The 16,363-nt window shown below is 69.8% G+C and carries 17 protein-coding genes; all 17 read left to right on the top strand.

Annotation, left to right across the window (positions count from 1 at the left end):
* The coding region (locus tag KXJ60_RS04045; protein WP_291124335.1) for a VWA domain-containing protein at positions 1-1,018 on the top strand (1,018 nt) is incomplete at its 5' end.
* Between the two features lie 5 nt (positions 1,019-1,023).
* Positions 1,024-1,947 carry an alpha/beta fold hydrolase BchO gene (gene bchO / locus KXJ60_RS04040; protein WP_291124333.1) on the top strand — a complete coding sequence of 308 codons (924 nt, stop codon included), beginning with the start codon at positions 1,024-1,026 and terminating at the stop codon, positions 1,945-1,947.
* Between the two features lie 229 nt (positions 1,948-2,176).
* The gene (locus KXJ60_RS04035) at positions 2,177-3,100 is read left to right on the top strand and encodes a polyprenyl synthetase family protein (RefSeq protein ID WP_291124332.1); all 924 of its coding nucleotides are present in this window, start codon (positions 2,177-2,179) and stop codon (positions 3,098-3,100) included.
* Positions 3,101-3,108: 8 nt separating this feature from the next.
* Positions 3,109-4,308 carry a methyltransferase gene (locus tag KXJ60_RS04030; RefSeq protein ID WP_291124330.1) on the top strand — a complete coding sequence of 400 codons (1,200 nt, stop codon included), beginning with the start codon at positions 3,109-3,111 and terminating at the stop codon, positions 4,306-4,308.
* Positions 4,305-5,264 carry a chlorophyll synthesis pathway protein BchC gene (gene bchC / locus KXJ60_RS04025; RefSeq protein WP_291124328.1) on the top strand — a complete coding sequence of 320 codons (960 nt, stop codon included), beginning with the start codon at positions 4,305-4,307 and terminating at the stop codon, positions 5,262-5,264. Before KXJ60_RS04030 ends, bchC begins: the two co-directional genes overlap by 4 nt.
* Positions 5,264-6,271 carry a chlorophyllide a reductase iron protein subunit X gene (locus KXJ60_RS04020; RefSeq protein ID WP_291124326.1) on the top strand — a complete coding sequence of 336 codons (1,008 nt, stop codon included), beginning with the start codon at positions 5,264-5,266 and terminating at the stop codon, positions 6,269-6,271. Before bchC ends, KXJ60_RS04020 begins: the two co-directional genes overlap by 1 nt.
* Positions 6,272-6,289: 18 nt before the next feature.
* Positions 6,290-7,837: a chlorophyllide a reductase subunit Y gene (bchY, locus tag KXJ60_RS04015; RefSeq protein WP_291124324.1), complete on the top strand. Its 1,548-nt coding sequence runs from the start codon at positions 6,290-6,292 to the stop codon at positions 7,835-7,837.
* On the top strand, positions 7,824-9,305 hold the full coding sequence (gene bchZ / locus KXJ60_RS04010; protein ID WP_291124321.1) for a chlorophyllide a reductase subunit Z: 1,482 nt from the start codon (positions 7,824-7,826) through the stop codon (positions 9,303-9,305). Before bchY ends, bchZ begins: the two co-directional genes overlap by 14 nt.
* A 139-nt stretch (positions 9,306-9,444) precedes the next feature.
* On the top strand, positions 9,445-9,588 hold the full coding sequence (gene pufB, locus KXJ60_RS04005; protein WP_291124319.1) for a light-harvesting antenna LH1, beta subunit: 144 nt from the start codon (positions 9,445-9,447) through the stop codon (positions 9,586-9,588).
* Positions 9,589-9,627: 39 nt separating this feature from the next.
* Positions 9,628-9,852: a hypothetical protein gene (locus KXJ60_RS04000; RefSeq protein WP_291124317.1), complete on the top strand. Its 225-nt coding sequence runs from the start codon at positions 9,628-9,630 to the stop codon at positions 9,850-9,852.
* Positions 9,853-9,864: 12 nt separating this feature from the next.
* On the top strand, positions 9,865-10,065 hold the full coding sequence (gene pufA / locus KXJ60_RS03995) for a light-harvesting antenna LH1, alpha subunit (protein ID WP_291124315.1): 201 nt from the start codon (positions 9,865-9,867) through the stop codon (positions 10,063-10,065).
* 113 nt (positions 10,066-10,178) lie between these two features.
* Positions 10,179-11,018, top strand: coding sequence for a photosynthetic reaction center subunit L (gene pufL / locus KXJ60_RS03990; protein WP_291124313.1), 840 nt, complete (start codon positions 10,179-10,181; stop codon positions 11,016-11,018).
* A gap of 22 nt (positions 11,019-11,040) precedes the next feature.
* A complete protein-coding gene (gene pufM / locus KXJ60_RS03985; protein WP_291124311.1) occupies positions 11,041-12,021 on the top strand; it encodes a photosynthetic reaction center subunit M in 981 nt (326 codons plus the stop codon).
* On the top strand, positions 12,018-13,115 hold the full coding sequence (gene pufC, locus KXJ60_RS03980) for a photosynthetic reaction center cytochrome PufC (protein ID WP_291124309.1): 1,098 nt from the start codon (positions 12,018-12,020) through the stop codon (positions 13,113-13,115). The genes pufM and pufC overlap by 4 nt, the downstream gene beginning before the upstream one ends.
* Before the next feature lie 12 nt (positions 13,116-13,127).
* Positions 13,128-13,952 (top strand): hypothetical protein, encoded by an 825-nt coding sequence (locus tag KXJ60_RS03975; RefSeq protein WP_291124307.1) that lies wholly within the window; start codon positions 13,128-13,130, stop codon positions 13,950-13,952.
* Positions 13,949-15,523 carry a 1-hydroxycarotenoid 3,4-desaturase CrtD gene (gene crtD / locus KXJ60_RS03970; RefSeq protein ID WP_291124305.1) on the top strand — a complete coding sequence of 525 codons (1,575 nt, stop codon included), beginning with the start codon at positions 13,949-13,951 and terminating at the stop codon, positions 15,521-15,523. Before KXJ60_RS03975 ends, crtD begins: the two co-directional genes overlap by 4 nt.
* Positions 15,457-16,359 (top strand): carotenoid 1,2-hydratase, encoded by a 903-nt coding sequence (locus KXJ60_RS03965; protein ID WP_291124304.1) that lies wholly within the window; start codon positions 15,457-15,459, stop codon positions 16,357-16,359. The genes crtD and KXJ60_RS03965 overlap by 67 nt, the downstream gene beginning before the upstream one ends.
* Positions 16,360-16,363: the final 4 nt, after the last annotated feature.

The following is a 16,363-nucleotide window of genomic DNA, read 5'->3' as shown; positions in this document are numbered from 1 at the left end:
CGCCGAGCCGCCCCCGCCGCCCGCCGAACCCGGCCCGGCCCCCCAGGCACAAGCCCCCGAGCCACCGCCGCCGCAGCCCGACGAAGGCCAGGCCGAACGCGACACCGCCGAACCCGATCGGCCGCCGGAAGCGGCGGCACTGGAAGACCGGCTGGTCGACGCCGTGCGCGCGGCCATACCGCACGGGCTGCTGGCGGCCCTGCAGGCGGGCCAGGCTCGGCAGGCGCGCGCCAGCGCCGCCGGCCGGGTGGGCGCCGCCACCAAGCACCCCCACCGGGGCCGACCCGTGGGCAGCCGGCATGCCGAGCCGCGCTCCGGCGCCCGCCTGCACGTGCTCGACACCTTGCGCGCGGCCATGCCGTGGCAGCGCCTGCGGCAGGAGGCTGCCGGCGGGCCGGCGCGCCTGCGTGTGCGCCGCGAAGACTTTCACGTCGTGCGCTACCGGCAGCACCGGCCCACCACCACCGTGTTTGTGGTCGACGCCTCGGGCTCGTCGGCCCTGCACCGGCTGGCCGAAGCCAAAGGTGCGGTCGAGCTGCTGCTGGCCGAGTGCTATGTGCGGCGCGACCGGGTCGCCGTGCTGGCGTTTCGCGGTGGCGGCGCCGAACTGCTGCTGCCGCCCACGCGCTCGCTCACACGCGCCAAGCGCAGCCTCGGAGCCCTGCCCGGCGGCGGCGGAACACCGCTGGCCAGCGGCATCGCCGCGGCGGCCGACCTGGCCAGCCAGCTCACCCGCGGGGGCGACTCGGCCACGGTGGTGCTGCTGACCGATGGCCGCGCCAACATCGCCCGCGACGGCTCGCCCGGACGGGCGCAGGCCCAGCACGACGCGCTGGCCGCTGCACAGCGCTTTCGCACCGAGGGGCTGAGCGCCCTGCTCATCGACACCTCGCCACAGCCCTCCGACGCGGCCCGCATCCTGGCCGAGGCCATGGACGCCGCCTACCTGCCGCTGCCGCACGCCGGCGCCGAGAGCCTGGCGCGGGCGGTGCAGCTGGCAGCCGGCCCAGCCCGCTGAAGACCATGCCGCGCCGACTCGACTGGCGACGCGACGGTCCCCGCTGGCCCCACCACGAGCACAGCCGCTTCGTACAGGCCGGCGGTCTGCACTGGCACACCCAGGGGTTTGACGGCCCGGGCACCGGGGCGCCCTGTGCGCTGCTGCTGCACGGCACCGGTGCCTCCACCCACTCGTGGCGCGCACTCGCGCCCTTGCTGGCCACCCGGTACCGGGTGCTCACCCTGGACCTGCCCGGCCACGCCTTCACCGGCCGCCCACCCGGCGGCATGGGTGCGCCCCAGCTGTCGCTGCCCGGCATGGCGCGCGCGGTGCACGGGCTGCTGCGGGCGCTGGACTGCCAGCCGGACGTGGTGATCGGCCACTCCGCCGGGGCGGCCATCGGCATCCGCATGTGCCTGGACGCGCTCATCGCACCCCGCCTGGTGGTCGGCATCAACGCCGCGCTGCTGCCACCGGCCGGCCTGGCCGGGCCGCTGTTCGCACCGGCGGCCAAGCTGCTGGCCGCCACCCCCGGTGTGCCGCGCCTGTTTGCCTGGCGCGCCCGGGAGCCCGCGGTGTTGCAGCGCCTGCTGCAAGGCACCGGTTCGGTGCTCGACGCCGAAGCCACTGCGCTGTACCGGGCGCTGGTCAGCTGCCCGGAACACGCCGCCGGCGCCCTGGGCATGATGGCCAACTGGGACCTGCAAGCCTTTGCGCGCGACCTGCCCCGGTTGCAGACGCCTTTGCTGCTGCTCGCTGCCACACAGGACCGCACCGTGCCACCCGCCCAGGCGCATGAGGTGCTGGAGCGGCTGTCGCCGCAAGCCGGGGCACGGGTGATCGAGCTGCCGGGGCTGGGCCATCTGGCCCACGAAGAACAGCCCGCGCTGGTGGCCTCGCACATCTTCGCGGCCCTCGGCACCCCCGCGCCCACAGCCCTCGCCTGACCTCGGGCCACCGCCCGGGCCCCGCGGTCCACGCGGCCCTCCCTCCCCCGGTATCGCCGACCTGCCCCAGGGCGGCTGGCGCGCTTCGCCGCGCGCCACTAGGGGATTACCCGCACCCCAACCAAATACCGTCAGTTGCGATTGACAAATGCATGTGTCATGTTAGATTGACACCGTGTCTGTCGCATGTGGATGACAGACACGCCACCCGACGAGGGGCTCCATGGACATGTTGGCACGCATACAGCAAGCGCTTGATCAAGAGCTCACCTGTGCCCTCAGCCCCAGCGCGCCGCCCCGCCTGATGGCCGCCATGCGCCATGCCGTGTTTCCCGGTGGGGCCCGCATCCGCCCGCAGCTGTGCATGGCCGTGGCCCAGGCCTGTGGCGACGACGCCCCCGAGCTGACCGACGCCGCCGCGGCGGCCATCGAGCTGCTGCACTGCGCCTCGCTGGTGCACGACGACATGCCCTGCTTTGACGACGCCGACCTGCGCCGCGGCCTGCCTTCGGTGCACAAGCTGCACGGCGAGCCGCTGGCCCTGCTCTCGGGCGACGGGCTCATCGTCATGGCGTTCCAGGCCATGGCCCGCGTGGGCGCCCGCCACCCCGAACGCCTGAGCGGCCTGCTCGGCACCCTCTGCTCAGCCGCCGGCGCACCCGACGGCATCGTGGCTGGCCAGGCCTGGGAATGCGAACCCCGCGCCTCGCTCAGCCGCTACCAGCGCGCCAAGACCGGCGCCCTCTTTGTGGCCGCCACCTGCGCCGGTGCGCAGGCCGCAGGCGCTGACCCCTCGGCCTGGCGAAACCTGGGCGACTGCCTGGGCGAGGCCTACCAGGTGGCCGACGACATTCGCGACGTGATGCTTGGCAGCGACGAGCTGGGCAAACCCAGCGGCCAGGACGTGCAGCACCACCGCCCCAGTGCGGCCGACGACCTCGGTCTGGCAGGCGCCCTGGGTTACTTCCAGCACCGCATGCAGGAGGCCGTGGACGCCGTGCCCGACTGCGCGCACCGCGACGCCATGCGCGCCCTGGTGCTGCAGGAATCCGCGCGGCTGATCCCGCCCGACACGCGCCAGCGCATCGCCACCCGTGCGCGACCGCAGGCGCCTGGTTTCCACGCCACGCCGCTGCGCGGCACCGTTGCCTGAGGCCACCTATGGACGCCGTACACAGCCCCGCTTCGCTGCAACTGCCCGCCGCCACCGGTGGCTGGCGCGATCGCCTGGCCACCCAGATCGACCGCTGGAGCACCAGCCCCGTCCTGCACCGCTGGGCCATGGGGTCGGCCCTCACGCGCTGGCTGGTGCGCCGCCGCTCGGCCCGGCTGTTTGCCTGCATGGCCGGCTTCGTGCACACGCAGGTGCTGCTGGCCTGTGTGCGGCTGCGGCTGCTGGAAACCGTGTCGCAGTCACCGCGCACGCTCGACGAGCTGGCCGCCCTCACCGGCCTGCAGGCAGCCAGCCTGCAGCGCCTGCTGGACTCCGCCGTGGCCATGGGCCTGATGGACCGCCGCAGCCAGGGCCGCTACGGCCTCGGGGGCCTGGGCGCACCGGTCGCTGCCCACGCCGGCATCCGCGAGATGGTCGAACACAACGCCACCCTCTACGAAGACCTGCGCGACCCGCTCGCACTGCTGCGCGACCCGAACCAGGCGCAGATGCACACCTACTGGCCCTACACTCCGCACCAGCAACGCGAAGGCGCCAGCGCCGACAGCTTCGGCCGCTACTCCGCGCTGATGTCGACCTCGCAGCGCTTCGTGATCGACGAGCTGCTCGCCGCCTACCCCTTCGTTGACCACCAGCGCGTGCTCGACATCGGCGGTGGCATGGGCGGCTGGGTGGGTGCGCTGGCGCAGCGCCACCCTCACCTGCATTGCACCCTGTTTGACCTGCCACCCGTGGCGCAGCTGGCCCGCGAGCAGCTCGACCGCCAGGGCCTGGGCGCGCGCATCACCACCCACGGCGGCAGCTTCATCACCGACCCGCTGCCGCGCGGCGCCGACCTGGTGACGCTGGTGCGCGTGGCGCACGACCACGACGACGCCACCGTGCTCCAGCTGCTGCGCACCATTCACGACAGCCTGCCGCTGGCCGGCGCGCTGGTGCTGGCCGAGCCCATGGCCAACGCCGAAGGCCAGAGCCCGATCGACCCGTACTTCCACTTCTACCTGATGGCCATGGGCAGCGGCCGACTGCGCACCCCGCAGGCGCTGTCCGACCTGATGGCGCAAGCGGGCTTCACCCACATCGAACTCGCGCCCAACCCCATGCCACTGCACGCACAGGTGCTGGTGGGGCGCAAGTCGAGGGCGCAAGCCGCGCTGCCCACCGCCAGCGGAGCCACTGCCCCATGAACGCCGACGCCATCGTCTTCCAGAGCCCCTGCCAGCTGTCGGTGCAGTCGTTGCCGGTGCGCGCCATGGTGCCGGGCGACATCGAGGTGCAGGTGGAGTACAGCGGCATCAGCACCGGCACCGAGCGCCTGCTCTGGGACGGCAGCATGCCGCCCTTCCCCGGCATGGGCTACCCGCTGGTACCCGGTTACGAAACCGTGGGCCGCGTGGTGCGCACGCTCGGCGACGTGCCGCTGGCCATCGGCGAGCGGGTGTTCGTGCCCGGCTCCTACAGCTTTGAAGGCGTGCACAACCTGTTTGGCGGCGCGGGCCAACGGCTGGTGGTGCCCGCCGCCCGCGTGGTGCGCGTGAACGAAACCGGCCCACAAGGCTCAGGCGCCGACGCGGTGCTGCTGGCCCTGGCCGCCACCGCCTACCACTCCGTCACCTTTGGCGGCACCCGCGACCCGGACACCCCGCCCGACCTCATCGTCGGCCACGGCGTCATGGGCCGGCTGCTCGCGCGCCTCACCGTGGCCGCCGGCGGCCCCGCCCCGGTGGTGTGGGAAACGCAAGCACTGCGCCAGAACGGCGCCGACGGCTACACCGTGCTGCACCCCGACGACGACGACCGCAAGAACTACCGCGCCATCTACGACGTGAGCGGCGACGCCGGCATCCTGCACAAGGTCATTCCCCGGCTCGACAAGGGCGGCGAAGTGGTGCTGGCCGGCTTCTACCACCAGGACATTTCGTTCGCCTACGCGCCGGCCTTCATGCGCGAAGCCAGCATCCGCGTCGCTGCCGAATGGAAGCGCGCCGACCTGCTGGCCGTGACCGAGCTGGTCAACACCGGTCGCCTGTCGCTCGACGGCCTGATCACCCACACCCACACGCCCTCACAGGCGCGGGATGCCTACGAGGTCGCCTTCGGTGATCCCCACTGTCTGAAGATGGTCCTTGACTGGAGTCACTGATGAACGCCCCTGACATCAAGAGCAACCCGATTCACTTCCAGGCCATGCTGCGCCAGGAAGCCGCCATCGAACCCGATCCAGTCCACACCGGCGAGGTGAAGAAAGAAACGCAGATCATCGCGATCTACGGCAAGGGCGGCATCGGCAAGAGCTTCACGCTGGCCAACCTCAGCTACATGATGGCGCAGCAGGGCAAGAAGGTCCTGCTGATCGGCTGCGACCCCAAGAGCGACACCACCAGCCTGCTGTTTGGCGGACGCGCCTGCCCCACCATCATCGAGACCTCCTCGAAGAAGAAGCTGGCCGGCGAGCCGGTGAAGATCGGCGACGTCTGCTTCAAGCGCGATGGCGTCTACGCCATGGAACTCGGTGGCCCCGAGGTCGGCCGCGGCTGCGGCGGGCGCGGCATCATCCACGGCTTCGAGCTGCTCGAAAAACTGGGCTTTCACGAGTGGGGCTTCGACTACGTGCTGCTCGACTTCCTGGGCGACGTGGTCTGCGGCGGCTTCGGCCTGCCCATTGCGCGCGACATGTGCCAGAAGGTCATCGTCGTTGCCTCCAACGACCTGCAGTCGCTCTACGTGGCCAACAACGTGTGCAGCGCAGTGGAGTACTTCCGCAAGCTCGGTGGCAACGTCGGCGTGGCCGGCATGGTGATCAACCGCGACGACGGCACCGGCGAAGCCCAGGCCTTTGCCGACCAGGTCGGCATCCCGGTGCTCTCGGTCATTCCGGCCGACGACGACATCCGCCGCAAGAGCGCCAGCTACGAAATCATCGGTCGTCCGGACTCGGTCTGGGGCCCCCTGTTTGCCCAGCTCGCCGCCAACGTTGACACCTCATCTCCCATGCGTCCGTCCCCCCTGACGCAAGACGGTCTGCTGGGCCTTTTCTCTGCCTCATCGGTCGGGCGCGACGTGGTGCTGGAGCCGGCCACCGAGTTCGACATGTGCGGCAAGACCGAGACCGTCAAGCCCACGCTCGAAGTGGTTTACGACGAGGTCTGAGCCACACGGCCGCCCACCATGAACACCGTCATCCCGATCATCCCTGCACCCGCCGGCACCACCGCCATCGAAGGCGACGGCATGGGCTGCCACGCCGGTGGCGAGACGCTGCTGGCCGCTGCGAAATCGGCGGGCAAGAGCGAGGTGCTGGCGCAGTACGCACAGGACTACCCCAAGGGCGAACACAACGGCCCGCACGACCAGCCCCAAAGCATGTGCCCGGCCTTCGGCTCGCTGCGCGTGGGCCTGCGCATGCGCCGCACCGCCACCATCCTCAGCGGCTCGGCCTGCTGCGTGTACGGCCTCACGTTCACCTCGCACTTTTACGGCGCGCGCCGCAGCGTGGGCTACGTGCCGTTCAACAGCGAATCGCTGGTGACGGGCAAACTGTTCGAAGACATCCGCGAGGCGGTGCACGCACAGGCCGATCCAGCGCAGCTGGACGCCATCGTCATCATCAACCTCTGCGTGCCCACCGCCAGCGGCGTGCCGCTGCAGCTGCTCCCCGCCTCGATCAACGGGGTGCGCATCATCGGCATCGACGTGCCCGGCTTCGGCGTGCCGACCCACGCCGAAGCCAAGGATGTGCTCACCGCCGCGATGCTGAAATACGCACGGCAGGAAGTGCTGGCCGGCCCCGTGCCCGCACCGCGCCAGGCGCGCAGCAGCCAGCCCACGATCACCCTGCTGGGCGAGATGTTCCCGGCCGACCCCATGCTGATCGCGCAGATGATCGCGCCCATGGGTCTCGCGGTCGGCACCACCGCACCCACGCGCGAATGGCGCGAGCTGTACGCCGCGCTGGATGGCAGCGCGATCGCCGCCATCCACCCGTTCTACACCGCCAGCATCCGCGAGTTCCAGCTGGCCGGCCGCCCTGTCGTGGGCTCGGCACCGGTCGGCGTGGACGGCACGCACGACTGGCTGGGCGCCATTGGCGCTGCCACCGGCGTGTCGCAGGCGCTGATCGACACCGCGCGCAACCAGACGCTCGCCGCGATCCGCGGCGTGCTGTCGCAACAGAAGATCAACGGCCGCATCACCCTCAGCGGCTACGAAGGCTCCGAGCTGCTGGTGGGCCGCCTGCTGGTGGAATGCGGCGCCGACCTGCGCTACGTCGGCTCGGCCTGCCCGGCCACGCCGTGGAACGAACACGACGCGGCCTGGCTGCGCGCCAAGGGGGTGCAGGTGCAGTTCCGCGCCTCGCTGGAAAACGACCTCGACGCGCTGCACGAATACCAGCCGCAGCTGGCCATTGGCACCACGCCCGTGGTGCAGGCCGCAAAGGAAGCCTGCGTGCCCTCGCTCTACTACACCAACCTGATTTCTGCGCGCCCGCTGATGGGCGTGGCTGGCGCCGGCTCGCTGATCCAGGTGGTCAACGCCGCCATGGGCAACCAGCACCGCTTCAATGCGATGAAGGATTTCTTCGGCGGCGTGGGCCAGGGCGACGAGGCCGGCGTGTGGGAAGACGTGCCCAGGCCGTTCCCGAACTTCCGCAAGGAAATGCGCCGGCTCAACGAGAAGGCGGCGAAGAAGCGGGAGGCACAAGATGTTGGTGCTTGACCACGACCGCGCCGGCGGCTACTGGGGTGCCGTGTATGTGTTCACCGCCATCAAGGGCCTGCAGGTGGTCATCGACGGCCCGGTGGGCTGCGAGAACCTGCCGGTCACCAGCGTGCTGCACTACACCGACGCGCTCCCGCCGCACGAGCTGCCCATTGTGGTGACCGGCCTGGCCGAAGAACAGCTGGGCCGTGAAGGCACCGAAGGCTCGATGAAGCGCGCCCACGCGGTGCTCGACCCCGAGCTGCCCGCCGTGGTGGTCACCGGGTCGATTGCCGAAATGATCGGCGGCGGCGTGACGCCCGAAGGCACCAACCTCATGCGCTTCCTGCCGCGCACCATCGACGAAGACCAGTGGCAATGCGCCGACCGCGCGATGTTCTGGCTCTGGAGCGAATACGGCATGAAGAAGGTGCCGGCGCGCAAGCCATTGGCCGAGCGCCCTGCCGGCGAGAAGCCGCGCGTCAACATCATCGGCCCGAGCTACGGCGTGTTCAACGGTCCCAGCGACCTGGCCGAAATTCGCCGCCTGGTGCAGGGCATCGGCGCGGAGATCAACCTCGTGTTCCCGCTGGGCAGCCACCTCTCGGAAGTCTCGCGCCTGGTCGAGGCCGACGTGAACATCTGCATGTACCGCGAGTTCGGCCGCATGCTCTGCGAGGCGCTGGACCGGCCCTACCTGCAGGCGCCCATCGGCCTGCACAGCACCACCAAATTCCTGCGCGCGCTCGGCGAGCTGCTGGGCCTGGACCCCGAGCCCTTCATCCAGCGCGAGAAGCACACCACCATCAAACCGGTGTGGGACCTGTGGCGCTCGGTCACGCAAGACTTTTTTGCCACCGCGAGTTTTGCGGTGGTGGCCAACGGCACCTACGCACGCGGCCTGCAGCACTTCCTGGACACCGAGATGGGCCTGCCCTGCCGCTTTGCGGTCTCGCGCAAGGCCGGTGAAAAGACCGACAACGCCGCCGTGCGCGAGCTGGTGAAAACGCAGACGCCGCTGATCCTGTTTGGCAGCTACAACGAGCGCATGTACCTGGCCGAGGCGGGGAGCACAGGCCCGATGCGCGCGGCCTTCATCCCGGCCTCGTTCCCCGGCGCCATCATCCGCCGCCACACCGGTACGCCTTTCATGGGCTACAGCGGCGCGACCTACCTGATCCAGGAGGTGTGCAACGCGCTGTTTGACGCGCTGTTCCACATTCTGCCGCTGGGCACCGACATGGACAAGGTCGACCCCACGCTCGCACGCGGCGCCGCCGCCGGCCTGGCCACGCCCTGGGAAGACAGCGCCCAGACCCGCCTGCACACCCTCATCTCGAACCAGCCGGTGCTGGTGCAGATCTCGGTGGCCAAGCGGCTGCGCGACGCCGCCGAACAGCATGCGCGCGACAGCGGCGATGGCGCCGTGAGCGACACCCACGTGAACACCGCAGGCCGCGAACTCGGCCTGGGAGAGCCCGCATGAGCGCATGGCTCACACCCCATCCGGATTCCGGCCTGCAGGCCGGGTCACCCCCACGTCGTGGCATCTCGCCGCGGCTGCCCAGGTTGCGCGGGTCGGGCGCAACGCAGGCCTCACGGCCTTATTGAGAAGGAGCATTCGTATGGCAACACGGACATCGATTTCCGGCCTGACCGACGAGGAAGCTCAGGAGTTCCACCAGTACTACATCCAGGGCTTCATTGGGTTCACGGCGATTGCCGTGGTCGCCCATGCGCTGGTGTGGTTCTGGCGGCCCTGGCTCTGAGTCAAGACCGGCTTCACTTTTCATGATTGGAGAACTGCCATGAACGTCGTGTCTTATGAGACCCATAAGCCCACTCACCGGGAAGACAAGCTGTCGTTTGTCCTGATCTTTGTGCCGTGCTTTCTGCTGCTGCTCTCGGCTGCCTTGTTTGGCCAGCTGGTGGGCATGCACTGGCGGGAATGGCTGCCTGGCGCAGAACACAAGACCAGCATTTTCTCGGGCGTGCATGCCGCGGTTTACACGGTCATGTCCCAACTGATCTAAGGAGAAAACATCATGTGGAGAATCTGGCGTCTTTTCGACCCCCTCCGTACCATGGTCGCGCAGGCAGTGTTCCTGTTTGCACTCGCAGCCATGATTCACCTGATCCTGTTGAGCACCAACAAGTTCAACTGGCTCGACGGCCCGAAAAAGGCCCCGGCAGCTTCGGCGCAACTCGCACCGATGCCCGCAGCAACGCCTTCGAAGACGTCCTGAACGTCGCACGAGGTGTGCAGATGCTGCGGTGCCCATCGGGCGGCGCAGCATCTGGGCCCCTCCCCCCATTCGCTTTGACGTCATAACTCCACCTGAGTCAGGAGGGTCGCACCATGGCCATGCTCAATTTCGAGAAAAAATACCGCGTCCGCGGCGGCACCCTGTTGGGCGGCGACCTGTTTGATTTCTGGGTGGGTCCCTTCTACGTCGGCTTCTTCGGCGTCACCACGCTCTTCTTCGCGTTTCTGGGCACCGCCATGATCCTCTGGGGCGCCTCGCAAGGCCCCACCTGGAACCTCTGGCAGATCAGCATTGCACCGCCCGACCTGTCCTACGGCCTGCGCTTCGCGCCGCTCATGGAAGGCGGCCTGTGGCAGCTCATCACCGTCTGTGCCATCGGCGCCTTCGTGTCGTGGGCGCTGCGCGAGGTGGAGATCTGCCGAAAACTGGGCATGGGCTACCACGTGCCCGCCGCCTTCGGTGTGGCCATCCTGGCCTACGTGACGCTGGTGGTGATCCGCCCGGTGCTGCTCGGGGCCTGGGGCCACGGCTTCCCCTACGGCATCTTCAGCCACCTCGACTGGGTGTCCAACGTGGGCTACCAGTACCTGCACTTCCACTACAACCCGGCGCACATGATCGCGGTGAGCTTCTTCTTCGCCACCACCTTCGCGCTCTCGCTGCACGGCTCGCTGATCCTCTCGGCCACCAACCCCAAGAAGGGCGAAGTGGTGAAGACGCCCGAGCACGAAGACACCTTCTTCCGCGACACCATCGGCTACTCCATCGGCACGCTGGGCATCCACCGCCTGGGCCTGTTCCTGGCGCTGGCCGCCGTGCTCTTCAGCGCGCTGTGCATCGTCATCAGCGGACCGTTCTGGAGCCGAGGCTGGCCCGAGTGGTGGGGCTGGTGGCTGAACATGCCGATCTGGGCCCAGTGGCCTTTGAAATAAGAAACCACACGAGGAGACCACCATGGCGCAATACCAGAACCTCTTCACCACCGTGCAGGCCACCGGGCCGCTGCACCACGGCGTGCCGCTGCCGCATGGCAACAGCCCGCGCACCGGCAAGGAGCCGGCCATCGTTCACCTGTTCGGTCGCCTGGGCAACGCCCAGATCGGTCCGATCTACCTGGGTGGACTGGGCATCGCCTCGCTGATCTTCGGCGTGCTGGCCTTCAACATCATCGGCCTGAACATGCTCGCCTCGGTGAACTGGGACCCGATCCAGTTCGTGCGGCAGCTGTTCTGGCTCGCGCTGGAGCCACCGTCTGCGCAATACGGGCTGTCGCTGCCACCGCTCAACGACGGCGGCTGGTGGCTGATCGCCGGCGGCTTCCTCACGGCTTCGGTGCTGTTGTGGTGGGCCCGCACCTACACCCGCGCGCGCCAGCTCGGCATGGGCACGCACGTGGCCTGGGCCTTTGCCGCCGCCATCTGGCTGTTCCTGGTGCTGGGCTTCATCCGCCCGGTGCTCATGGGTTCGTGGAGCGAGGCGGTGCCCTTCGGCATCTTCCCGCACCTGGACTGGACGGCGGCCTTCTCGCTGCGCTACGGCAACCTGTTCTACAACCCGTTCCACGCGCTCTCGATCGCGTTCCTCTACGGCGCCACGCTGCTGTTCGCGATGCACGGTGCCACGATCCTTGCGGTCAGCCGCTTTGGCGGCGAGCGCGAGATCGAGCAGATCGTGGACCGCGGCACCGCCAGCGAGCGCGCGGCCCTGTTCTGGCGCTGGACCATGGGCTTCAACGCCACGATGGAATCCATCCACCGCTGGGCCTGGTGGTTCGCCGTGCTGTGCCCGCTGGTGGGCGGCATCGGCATCCTGCTGAGCGGCACCGTGGTGGACAACTGGTACCTCTGGGCCATCAAGCATGGCGTGGCGCCGCCCTACCCCGACGTGTTCCCAGCCGTGATGGACCCAGCCCTGACCCCGGGAGGCGCGAAATGAACCCCAAGCACATCACCTCCTCTGGCTGGCTCCGCCTGCTGGCACTGGGCTCCCTGGTGCTGCTGACGGCCTGCGAGCGCCCACCCATGGACACAGTGCAGAACGGCTACCGCGGCACCGGCATGGTCCAGGTCTACAACCCGCGGATCATGGAAGGCGTGATCGAGGCCAACCAGCCCCCCGCCCCGCCACCGCCCGCCTCGCCCGAAGGCCCCAAGGCCGGCGACGTGTACCAGAACGTGAAGGTGCTGGGCCACCTGAGCGTGGGCGACTTCACCAACCTGATGGCCTCCATGACGCAATGGGTGGCGCCTGAAAAGGGTTGCGTGCATTGCCACAACGCCGCCAACTTTGCCGACGACAGCCTGTACACCAAGCTGGTGGCGCGCGACATGATCAAGATGACGCAGACCATCAACGCCGACTGGAAGAACCACGTGTCGACCACCGGCGTGACCTGCTTCACCTGCCACCGCGGGGAACCGGTGCCCAAGTTCGTCTGGTTCAAGCCCGTGCCGCAAAACGCCGGCGCGGACTTCATCGGCAACAAGATGCGGCAGAACACGCCCGCGTCCAGCGTCAAGCTGGCCTCACTGCCCTACGACCCCTTCTCGTCCTACCTTCTGGGCAAGGAACCGATCCGCGTGGCAGCGACCAAGGCGCTTCCGACCGACCACAAGGCCAGCATCGCGCAGACCGAGAAAACCTACTCGCTCATGACGCACATGTCGGCCTCGCTCGGGGTGAACTGCACCTTCTGCCACGCCACGCAGTCGTTTGGCAAATGGGAAGGCGGCCCGCCGCAGCGCGTCACGGCGTACCACGGCATCCGCATGGTGCAGGCGCTCAACAACGAGCACATGCTGCCGCTCACCGACACCTTCCCGCCCAACCGCAAGGGCGAGCTGGGCGACGTGGCCAAGCTCAACTGCGCCACCTGCCACCAGGGCGCGTACAAGCCCGTGTTTGGCGCCCCGATGCTGAAAGACTCGCCGGGCCTGGCCGCGCTGCGCACCGCCTTCGAGAAGATGGCCACCGCGCCCACGGACGGCCCCGCTGCCGCGCCCGCTGCGGCGGCTCCTGCCACCCAGTGATGCGGTGACGCCATGAGCACCCCGGCCCACCACCTCGTCAAGCTCTCCGGGGTGGTGACGGTGGTGCTGGCCAACGTGCGGCGACCGCACCAGTCCTGGGCCTGGATGCGCCTGGTGCAAGGGCCCAGCCCGCTCAAGGCCACCCCCGGCCTGATGTTCTGCAAGGTCATGGGCAGCGGCGCGGGTGGCGGCTTCGGACTGCGGCCCAGCCCGAGCCACCAGGGCCTGATCACGCTGATGGACCACGCCGACCACGCCCGCGCCTTTCTCTCCAGCCCCGTCGTGCAGGCCTACCGCGAGCGCGCCGACGAGTTCTGGTGCGGCATGCTCGAAGTGGTGTCGGCCCGCGGGATGTGGGATGGCGAGGCCTGGGGCGTCACACCCGCCACCCAGCTGGGTGCGCATGGCATTGCCGCCAACGACGACCCCTCGTTCACCGACCCCAGGCCCCTGGCCGCGCTGACGCGCGCCAGCATCCGCCCGGGCAAGGCGGTGGCCTTCTGGCGCCATGCGCCGGCCGCGCATGCCGCCATGCAACAGGCGCGCGGCTGCACGCTGGCCATGGGCCTGGGCGAGATACCGCTGATCCGGCAGTGCACCTTCAGCCTGTGGCAAGACACGCCTTCGATGCTGGCCTATGCGCACCAGGGCGCGCACCAGCAGGCCCTGGCCGCGGCCTACAAAGACCAGTACTTCTCCGAGTCCCTGTTTGTGCGCATGCGCCTCCTGGAACAGCAAGGCCAGTGGCCCCGGCCCAACGACCTGGGCGATGGTCCCGCCGACAGCGGCGGCGTGCACCACCTGCCCGTGCAACGCCGACAGGGTCACCGGTCATGAGCGACCACCGCGTCGTCGTCGTGGGTGCGGGCATGGGCGGTCTCGCCTGCGCATTGCGCCTGGCGCAGCAAGGCCTGCACGTGACGGTGGTCGAGGCCGGCGCAGCGCCCGGCGGCAAGCTGCGCCAGTTGCAGGTGAACGGCGCGCCGGTCGACAGCGGCCCCACCGTGTTCACCATGCGCTGGGTGTTCGACCAGCTCTTTGCCGCCGTGGGCACCACGCTGGAGGCCGAGCTGCGCATCCAGCCGCTGCCGGTGCTGGCGCGCCACTGGTGGGACGACGGCAGCCAGCTCGACCTGCACGCCGACCCGGCCGCATCGCTCGACGCCGTGGCCCGCTTCGCCGGCGCAGCAGAGGCAGAGCGCTTTACCCGCTTCTGCACGCAGGCCCGCGCCGTGTACCAGACGCTGGAAACCCCCTACATGCGCCAGCCCCAACCCCACCCGGTGCGCCTGACGCGCGACATCGGTCTGAAGGGTCTGGCCATCCTCACCGCGCTCGGGCCGCTCACCAGCCTCTGGCGCAGCCTGGGCCGCCAGTTCGCCGACCCGCGCCTGCGCCAGCTGTTTGCGCGCTATGCCACCTACACCGGCTCGTCGCCCTGGCAGGCCCCCGCCACGCTGATGCTGATCGCCCAGGTGGAGATGGACGGTGTCTGGTCCATCGACGGCGGCATGCACGCGCTGGCGGCCTGCCTGGAGCGGCTCGCCCGCGCACGCGGCGCCGTGTTTCGCTACGGGCAGCGCTGCGAGCGCATCGAGCTGCACCACGGCCGTGTGTGCGGCGTGCGCCTGGCCGGTGGCGAGACGCTGCGGGCCGACAGCGTGGTCTTCAATGGCGACGCGGCCGCATTGCGCACCGGCCTGCTGGGTGCACCCGTGCAAGGCGCCGTGCCCGCGCGGGCACCGCAGCGCTCGCTCTCGGCGCTCACGTGGAGCCTGAACGCACCCACCGGCGCGCTGGCGCTGGACCGCCACAACGTGTTTTTTCAGCACCCCGGCACAGCGCCGTACGCCCGCGAATTCAGCGACGTGTTCGACCACCACCGCCTGCCCGCAGCACCCACCGTCTACGTCTGCGCACAGGACCGCGGCACCGCGTCTGCGCCCCCCGGCGGCGCGCCGGAGCGCCTGCTCGCCCTGGTCAACGCCCCTGCCACGGGCGACCAGCAAGACATCACCCACGAGGAACTTGACCGATGCGAGACTCAAGCCTTTCAGCTGCTGAGCCGCTGCGGCCTGCATCTCTCACCCCACAGCACGGGCGCCCTGCGCACGACCCCGGCGGACTTCCACCGCCTGTACCCGGCCACGGGCGGCGCGCTGTACGGGCAGGCGAGCCACGGCTGGGGCTCGGCGTTTGCCCGCCCGGTGGCGAGCACGCCGGTGCCGGGCCTGTTTCTGGCGGGGGGCAGCGTGCACCCGGGGCCCGGGGTGCCGATGGCGACCCTGTCGGGGCAGTTCGCGGCCGAGGCGCTGATGGCCAGCCCCGGTTTGACCAGGCGGTGGCACCCGGCGGCTACCTCTGGTGGTACCTCGATGCCCTCAGCGACGACGGCCAACACGGCCTGAGCCTGATCGCATTTGTCGGCAGCGTTTTTTCGCCCTACTACGCGTGGGCGCGCCGCAAGGGCCCCGGCAACCCGGACGACCACAACGCACTCAACGTCGCCCTCTACAGCCCCGGCGCCGGACGCTGGAGCATGACCGAGCGCGGCGCGCCGCACTGCCACCGCGAACCGGACCGCTTCACCATCGGCCCAAGCCAGCTGCGCTGGGACGGGCACGCGCTGAACATCGACATCGACGAAGTGGGCGTGCCGCTGCCGCGCCGCATCCGGGGCACCGTGCGCGTGGTGCCCGAACGGCTCTTCACCTTCAGCACCGCACTCGACCCCCATGGCCGCCACCACTGGGGCCCGCTGGCGCCCGCAGCCCGCATCGAGGTGGATCTGCAGCACCCGGCGCTGCGCTGGAGCGGCCACGCCTACCTCGACAGCAACGAAGGCAGCGAGCCGGTGGACCGCGCCTTCCGGGAATGGGACTGGTCGCGCAGCCCGCTGGCCGACGGCAGCACCGCGGTGATCTACGACGTCGAACCCGGCCAACCCCACGGCCGGCGGCTGGCCCTGCGCTTTCACCCGGACGGCCGCGTCACCCGCTTCGAAGCGCCCCCGCTGCAGCGCCTGGCGCGCACCGCGTGGCGCCTGCCCCGGCGCATGCGCAGCGACGGGCCGGTGAGCGTGGTGCAACAGCTCGAGGACACGCCCTTCTACCAGCGCGCCGTGCTGCGCAGCCAGCTGCTGGGCGAAGAGGTCACGAGCTTTCACGAAACCCTGAACGTGCCGCGCCTGGTGTCGCCCGCCGTGCAGGCCATGCTGCCGTGGCGCATGCCCCGGCGCGGCTAGCGCG

Origin of the sequence: Hydrogenophaga sp., assembly GCF_019264445.1 — a bacterium.
Lineage (GTDB): Bacteria > Pseudomonadota > Gammaproteobacteria > Burkholderiales > Burkholderiaceae_C > Hydrogenophaga.
This window is presented reverse-complemented; position numbering and strand designations above follow the sequence as displayed.